This window comes from Kitasatospora putterlickiae (genome assembly GCF_039527695.1).
GTDB classification, from domain to species: Bacteria; Actinomycetota; Actinomycetes; order Streptomycetales; family Streptomycetaceae; genus Kitasatospora; species Kitasatospora putterlickiae.
This window is the reverse complement of the sequence record NZ_BAAAKJ010000067.1, coordinates 26,053-33,104: the sequence shown is the minus strand read 5'-3', so window position 1 is coordinate 33,104 and position 7,052 is coordinate 26,053. Positions and strand designations below refer to the sequence as shown.

The following is a 7,052-nucleotide window of genomic DNA, read 5'->3' as shown; positions in this document are numbered from 1 at the left end:
AGCCCCTGCCGGGGATACCGGCAGGGGCTTTTCGCATTTCGGTGACGGGTCCAGCGGGGACGCCAGGGCAGGGGTGGACCTAGCACCACCACGAAGTCGGGTGAGACGGCCAGTGCGCGCGGGCGGGTGTGCGGGGAAAACTGGGCCAGGACGATCGGAGCCGACCTACGGCATCGGCATCATCATCGGCAACAGGAGCGCTCGTGGCAACGGAGAGTCGGATCAGCGGCGGTGGTGCCGTGCGCGCCCGGACCGAGGCGGCGCTCGTGGCGGGTGGCGTCGGGCTGGCCCGGTTGGCGCTGTTGGTGCTGGGTGCGGTCCCGGTCGTCGTGGTGCCGGTCGTCGGCGGGGTGTTCGCCGGTGCCGGCGTCGCGTGGATGCTCGATGCCTACTACCCGGCGGCGCTCTTCGCGCTGTTCGCCGCCGTGGTCTCGGGGGCGGCACTGGCCGGGATGTTCGTGCGTCCGGTCGCACGTCGGACGCGGACGCGGCTCGGCGACTGGTACGGACTTCGCTTGCCGGTCTCGTACAGCCCGAGGCCGGCGCTGGAGGCGGACGAGCGCGGCCACTGGTGGACGGGTTACTCGTACCACCGCTCGTACAACGTCGCCCGGCTCGCGCAGCTCCTGCACTGGGCGGTGCGGGATCGGGCGACCCGGACGGAGATGCTCTGGCTGGTGGTCAGCCCGCTGATGGTGGTCGCGCTCGGCGCGGCGGTCGCGGGGCTGCTGGTCGGCGGCGTGGTGTACCTGGTCGTGGCGGTCCGCAGCTACCAGGACTCCGGGCATGCCCCCGAGCTGGCGATGACCATGCTGGCCTCCAGCGTGCTGGCGCTCGCGCTGGTCGCCGTCGGCGTGCTGCTCGCGCCGTACGCGGTGCGGGTGTACGCGGAGGTGGCCCGGCGGGTGCTCGACCAGGACGGCCGGGCCACCCACGCCCAGCTGACCCGGCGGGTGGCCGAGCTGACCGAGACCCGTGCCGACGCGGTCGGCAGCCAGGCGGCGGAGCTGCGGCGGATCGAGCGGGACCTGCACGACGGCGCGCAGGCACGGCTGGTCGCGATCGGGATGACGCTGGGCACCATCGAGCACCTCATGGAGACCGACCCGGTGGCGGCGCGCGAGCTCCTCTCCGAGGCCCGGCAGTCCTCGGCCCGGGCGCTCCAGGAACTGCGCGACCTGGTCCGCGGCATCCACCCGCCGGTGCTGGCCGAGCGTGGACTGGGCGACGCGGTGCGGGCGCTGGCGCTGGACAGCGCGCTGCCGACCGAGGTCTTCGTGAGCCTGCCGGACCGGCTCCCGGCCCCGGTGGAGGCCACGGCGTACTTCAGCGTCTGTGAGCTGCTGGCCAACGCGGCCAAGCACTCCGGTGCCGAGCAGGTCTGGGTGGACATCCTGTACCGGGCGGGCCGGCTGCGGGTCACGGTGACGGACGACGGGGTCGGTGTGGCGGATCCCGTCCGGGGGACCGGGCTGCGCGGGATCGAACGCCGATTGGGTACCTTCGACGGTGTCCTCGCCATCGACAGTACGTCGGGCGGTCCGACCACCATCACCTTGGAGCTGCCGTGCGAGTTGTCCTCGCAGAGGACCTCTACCTCCTTCGAGAAGGTCTGATCCGGCTGTTGGAAGCGCACGGCTTCACGATCGCCGCCGCGGTCGAGACCGGTCCGGAACTGCTGGACGCACTGCTGACGCACCGTCCGGACGTGGCGGTGGTCGACGTCCGGCTGCCGCCGACGCTCACCGACGAGGGTCTGCAGGCGGCCCTGAAGGCCCGCCGGGAGATCCCCGGCCTGCCGGTGCTGGTGCTGTCGCAGCACGTCCAGCAGCTCTACGCGCGGGAGTTGCTGGCCGACGGCACGGGCGGGATCGGCTACCTGCTGAAGGACCGGGTCTTCGCCGCCGACCAGTTCATCGACGCGGTCCGTCGGGTGGCCGCGGGCGGTACCGCGATGGACCCGGACGTCATCGCCAAGCTGATGCAGACCACCGCGCGTCGTCCCGGTCCGCTGCAGCGGCTGTCGCCCCGCGAGCGGGAGGTACTGGAGCTGATGGCGGAGGGCTGCTCGAACTCGGCGATCGCCGCCCGGCTGACGGTGAGCGACGGCGCGGTGGCCAAGCACATCGCCAACATCTTCACCAAGCTCGAATTGTCCCCTGCGGAGGACGCCAACCGCCGGGTGATGGCGGTGCTCGCGTATCTCAACGGGACGGCGGGGCGGGCCGCCTGACCGGGCACCCGTTCGCGGTGGTGTGACGGTCCGGGCTGCGAGAACGCTGGGACAGGTGTACGAGTAAACTCCGGTGGGCCGAGCCCGGGAGGTGCCTCAGCCGTCCGGCGCCCCGACACGCGGGAACCGGCAGCCGGGGCAGCGTACGGCCGCAGCCGACATCCAGGGGTTGATAGACGTAATGGCACGCCCATCGCTCACCAAGGCCCACCGGGTCCTGCTCGGCCTGGTCGCGGCCGGGGCCTGTGTCATCTCGGGGATCGGTTTCGCCGGCTCGTACAACGCGGTCAAGGAACTGGCCGAGGAGAAGGGCTTCGGCGCCTTCTCCTACGCCTTCCCGATCGGCGTGGACGCGGGCATCGTGGTGCTGCTCGCGCTGGACCTGGTGCTGACCTGGCTGCGCATACCCTTCCCGCTGCTGCGGCAGACCGCCTGGCTGCTGACCGTCGCGACGATCGCCTTCAACGCCGCGGCCTCCTGGGGCGACCCGCTCGGGATGGGCATGCACGCGGTCATCCCGCTGCTGTTCGTCGTGGTGGTCGAGGCCTCCCGGCACGCGGTCGGCCGGATCGCGGCCATCACGGCCGACCGGCACATGGAGTCGGTCCGGGTGATGCGCTGGGTGCTGTCCCCGGTGCCGACCTTCCGGCTCTGGCGGCGGATGAAGCTGTGGGAGCTGCGCTCGTACGACGAGGTCGTGCGGCTGGAGCAGAACCGGCTGGTCTACCGGGCGCAGCTGCGTTTCCGGTACGGGCGGGGCTGGCGCCGTTCGGCGCCGATCCAGGCGCTGCTCCCGCTGAAGCTGGCCAAGTACGGGGTGCCGCTCGACCCGGCGGTGTTCGACCGGCTGGACGAGGAGTCGCAGGCGGCGCGCGAGGCGAAGGAGGCCGTGGAGGCCGAGGCCCGGGCGAAGGCGCTGGCCGCCCAGGAGGCCCAGACCCTGGCGGAGAGCCGCGCGGCGGCCGCCCTGGTGCCGGCCGGTACGCAGGAGCAGGGGCGGCAGGAGGAACAGCCCCGGACCGAGCCGGTGCCGGCCGGTCCGGAGCCGCTGCCCGCGGAGGTCGCGGCGCCGATGCTCGCCAAGCTCGCCCAGGTCCGGCTGCGGGCGGCGCAGGAGCCCGAGGGCGAGGACGTGGTCCCGCCGCAGCCGAGGGACGAGCTGAACGTCTGGACCGAGCGTGCCGTGCGGACGACCGGGCACTCCAACGAACCCGCGCCCGGCGGCCGCGTGCCGGGTCAGGCCTCTCCGTGGTTCAAGCCGCCGCGTCCGACGGACGCCGAGGAACCGCAGGCGGTGCACGAGGCCGTCGTCGCGCACGGTGCCGACCGGGAGGATGCGCCGTCGTACGCCGAGTACCCGGAGGACGGGTTCCCGCAGGACCCGGAGTTCGACACGCCGCAGGACTTCCCGGAGGAGGAGGGGGTGGCGGCCGAGCGCCCGCTGCGGCCGGGGCCCTACCGGCTGGACCCGGAGCTGGCGTACCAGGGGCTGGTCAGCTACATGGACAGCCACGAAGGGCAGCAGCCCAACGCGGAGCGGCTCGCGGACTGGTTGACCCGGGAGTTCGGTGCGAGCGGCAGCCGTCCGGACGGGTCGGTGCACCCGAAGGACGTCGACCGCCTCTACCCCGAGCTGCGTGACCGCTACGCCGCTTCCGGGAGGGACTGACGGGCGCGGACCTCCGCGCATACCTGCCTGAGGAGTGACGGATGGTGCGGATCGGGACAGGTGGGACCGGGCCGACGGGCGGAGTCGGCTTCTCCGCCGCTGCCCGGGCGGCCGTGGACGCGCTGCTCGCGCCGGTCGACGCCGAGCTGGTCCGCCGCTACCCGGGTGATCCGGGCGGCCGCCAGCCGGTCCACACCGTTTACGTGCCGGCCGACGCCTTCGCGGCCGACACCGTCCGGACCTGGGGCCGGCGGGCGCTGGAGGCCTTCGACGCCCACGCCGGGACCCCGGCCGGGCTGGCCCGCGCGCTGGGTGTGCCGGACGACGCGCTGCTCGCCGAGGTGCACCGCCGGGTGCGGGCCAAGCTGGAGCGCGAGCCGGTCGAGGACCTGCGGATCGACTTCGAGGACGGCTACGGCCGGAGGCCCGACGCCGAGGAGGACGCGGCAGCCGTCCGGGCGGCCGGGCTGGTCGCCGCCGCGGTCACCGACGGCGGCGCCCCGCCGTACGTCGGCATCCGGGTCAAGTGTCTGGAGGCGGCCGTCCGGGACCGTGCCATCCGCACCCTGGAGCTCTTCCTCGCCACCCTGCTGGCCGACGGCGGCGGACTGCCCGACGGGCTGGTGCTCACCCTGCCCAAGGTGACCTACGCCGAGCAGGTCACCGCGTTGGTCCGGCTGCTGGAGGACTTCGAGCGCGCCGCCGGGCTGCCGGCCGGCCGGCTCGGCTTCGAGATCCAGATCGAGACCACCCAGGCGATCCTCGGCCCGGACGGCCGGGCCACCGTCGCCCGGATGATCGAGGCCGCCGAGGGGCGGGCCACCGGTCTGCACTACGGCACCTTCGACTACAGCGCCGCGTGCGGGGTCGCCGCCGCCCACCAGAGCATGGACCACCCGGCCGCCGACCACGCGAAAGCGGTGATGCAGGCGGGCGCNNNNCCGCCGCCGGGACCCGGGTCCGGCTCTCGGACGGCTCCACCAACGTGGTCCCGGCCGGGAGCACCGCCCGGGTGCACGCCGCCTGGAGGCACCACCACGGCCTGGTCCGCCGCTCGCTCGCCCGCGCCTACTACCAGGGCTGGGACACGCACCCGGCGCACCTGCCGACCCGGTACGCCGCCGTCTACTCCTTCTACCGGGAGGGCCTCGCCCCGGCCGCCGCCCGGCTCTCCGCGTACGTGGCCAGGGCCGGCGGGGACGTTCTGGACGAGCCGGCGACCGCCCGGGCGCTCAGCGGCTACCTGCTGCGCGGACTGGACTGCGGGGCGGTGGACCCCGTCGAGGTCGCCGGTGCGACCGGCCTGGACCGCGCACGGCTGGAGGCGCTCGCCGGTCGTCGCTGAGCCCGATCGCGGCCGGTCGGCGACCGGCCGGGGGTTAGGCTGGCGGAGCGGTCCCCGGGCGAGCTGTCGCCCCGAGCGGGCCGCGTCCGCCCGCCCCCTCGTCGCCGTCCGGGAGAACCGCCGCGCCATGTCCGCCACACCGGAGCCGACCCCCAGGCCGTACCTGACCATCCGGAGCGCGGGCACGCACGAGCTGGAGATCAAGAAGTCCCGGTTCATCTGTCACCTCGCCCGGGTCGTCGACGAGGACGAGGCCCAGGCGTTCATCGCGGGCGTCCGCAAGCAGTACTGGGACGCCCGGCACAACTGCACCGCCTTCGTGGTCGGTGACGAGCAGCGCCGCGAGCGCTCCAGCGACGACGGCGAGCCGGGCGGGACGGCCGGCGTGCCGATGCTGGAGGTGCTGCGCCGGCGCGGCGTCACCGACACGGTGGCCGTGGTGACCCGGTACTTCGGCGGGATCAAGCTCGGCGCGGGCGGCCTGGTGCGGGCGTACGGGAGCGCGGTGTCGGAGGCGCTGGACGAGGTCGGGCTGCTGGAGCGGCGGCCGGTCGCGCTGCTCGCGGTGACGGCGGACCACACCCGGGCCGGGCGGGTGGAGAACGACCTGCGGGCGGCCGGGTTCACCGTGAGCGACCTGGCGTACGAGGCGAGCGGGGTGCGGATCGAGGTCGGTGTGCCGGAGCCGGAGGTCGCGGCGTTCCACGCCTGGCTGGCCGAGGCGACCGGCGGGACGGCGGTCGCGGTGGCGGCGGGCCGCACCTACGTCGAGGTGCCGGTCTGAGCGGTGCCGCTCCGCGTCGGCGGCACGCCCGTCCGGCGGGTGGAACCGGACGGGCGTGCCGGTTCCGGACAGCTTTTCGGCCGGTTTCCGGCCGTCCGGTGTTTGGTTCGCGGCGCCCTGCCTAGCCTGGTCGGATTCCGCCGATCAGGGAGCCGAGACCGCGATGCCCGTCGTCCGGACCATCACCCTGGACCCGGGGGACAGCACCGGCTGGCACTACCACCCGGGCCGGGTCGACGTCGTGGTGCTCGCGGGCACGCTGACCCGGACCCTGCACGACGGCCGGGTGGAGGTCAGCCAGGCCGGTGACTGCCTGGTGGAGCACGCCGGACCGCTGCACGTGCACGTCGGCCACAACCACGGGACGGTCCCGGTGGTCCTGGTCGCCCGCTACGAGGCGCCGGCGGGCCGCCCGCTCGCGGTGCCCGTGCCGGTGCCCGGGTGGAGCCGCAGCGGCGCCGGCCACCGCGCCGACTGACCCGGCTGCGGGCCCGGAGGGGCCCAGCAGATCCTCGTCGTCCGCGCCGGACGGCTTGAGCAGATTCACCCGAATGTAGTGACGTGGCCCGGAGTTGGAACTTCCTCTCCGGGCCATGGCGTTTCCTGGGCACAGGTCCGGCGAACCGGACCAATGACCCATCGATGGAGGACACGGGACCCCACCACCGAACCCGGAGGTATGCGCATGACCGCGGAACGCTCCCCGTCGTCGTTTCCCACCCAGGCCGGCCCCTCCGGCCCGGCGACGCCCTACCGGATGACCGTCACCACCGCCCTCCCGCACATTGACGCCCTCTCCCTGGCCGACCAGTGCCTCGCCGCCTGGCTGAAACAGGAATGGCGCGAGGAACCCCCGCCCCCCGAACCCGCCGACCCGTCCGGCGCCGCACGGCCCGCCGAACGGCTCCGGCTCGGCGAGCGCGTCCTGCTGGACCGCGACGGCGGCCCGTTCGTCGGCCCGTTCGTCGGCCCGCTTGTCGGCCCGCCGCCCGGCGGCCGCTACGACCGCCGCCGGATCGCC

6 protein-coding genes and 1 pseudogene are annotated in these 7,052 nt (G+C 74.3%); all 7 read left to right on the top strand.

Annotated features, from left to right (window positions below):
• Positions 1-203: 203 nt before the first annotated feature.
• Positions 204-1,616 carry a sensor histidine kinase gene (locus ABD308_RS07740; protein WP_344329664.1) on the top strand — a complete coding sequence of 471 codons (1,413 nt, stop codon included), beginning with the start codon at positions 204-206 and terminating at the stop codon, positions 1,614-1,616.
• The gene (locus ABD308_RS07735) at positions 1,568-2,233 is read left to right on the top strand and encodes a response regulator transcription factor (RefSeq protein ID WP_344329662.1); all 666 of its coding nucleotides are present in this window, start codon (positions 1,568-1,570) and stop codon (positions 2,231-2,233) included. The genes ABD308_RS07740 and ABD308_RS07735 overlap by 49 nt, the downstream gene beginning before the upstream one ends.
• Positions 2,234-2,414: 181 nt before the next feature.
• Entirely contained in the window at positions 2,415-3,902 is a 1,488-nt protein-coding gene (locus ABD308_RS07730) for a DUF2637 domain-containing protein (RefSeq protein WP_344329661.1), read from the top strand.
• Positions 3,903-3,943: 41 nt separating this feature from the next.
• Positions 3,944-5,247, top strand: a pseudogene (locus ABD308_RS07725) (DUF6986 family protein).
• A 127-nt stretch (positions 5,248-5,374) separates the two neighbouring features.
• The gene (locus ABD308_RS07720; RefSeq protein WP_344329660.1) at positions 5,375-6,031 is read left to right on the top strand and encodes a YigZ family protein; all 657 of its coding nucleotides are present in this window, start codon (positions 5,375-5,377) and stop codon (positions 6,029-6,031) included.
• Positions 6,032-6,194: 163 nt separating this feature from the next.
• Entirely contained in the window at positions 6,195-6,509 is a 315-nt protein-coding gene (locus tag ABD308_RS07715; RefSeq protein WP_344329658.1) for a cupin domain-containing protein, read from the top strand.
• Positions 6,510-6,716: 207 nt separating this feature from the next.
• Positions 6,717-7,052, top strand: a 336-nt coding sequence (locus tag ABD308_RS07710; RefSeq protein ID WP_344329657.1) for a hypothetical protein, incomplete at its 3' end; no start/stop codon positions are given.

What these genes read in the sequence shown, in the direction of transcription:
- ABD308_RS07720 (WP_344329660.1), top strand. Translation starts at nt 5,375, where the DNA reads ATGTCCGCCACACCGGAGCCGACCCCCAGGCCGTACCTGACCATCCGG.
- ABD308_RS07715 (WP_344329658.1), top strand. Translation starts at nt 6,195, where the DNA reads ATGCCCGTCGTCCGGACCATCACCCTGGACCCGGGGGACAGCACCGGC.
- ABD308_RS07730 (WP_344329661.1), top strand. Translation starts at nt 2,415, where the DNA reads ATGGCACGCCCATCGCTCACCAAGGCCCACCGGGTCCTGCTCGGCCTG.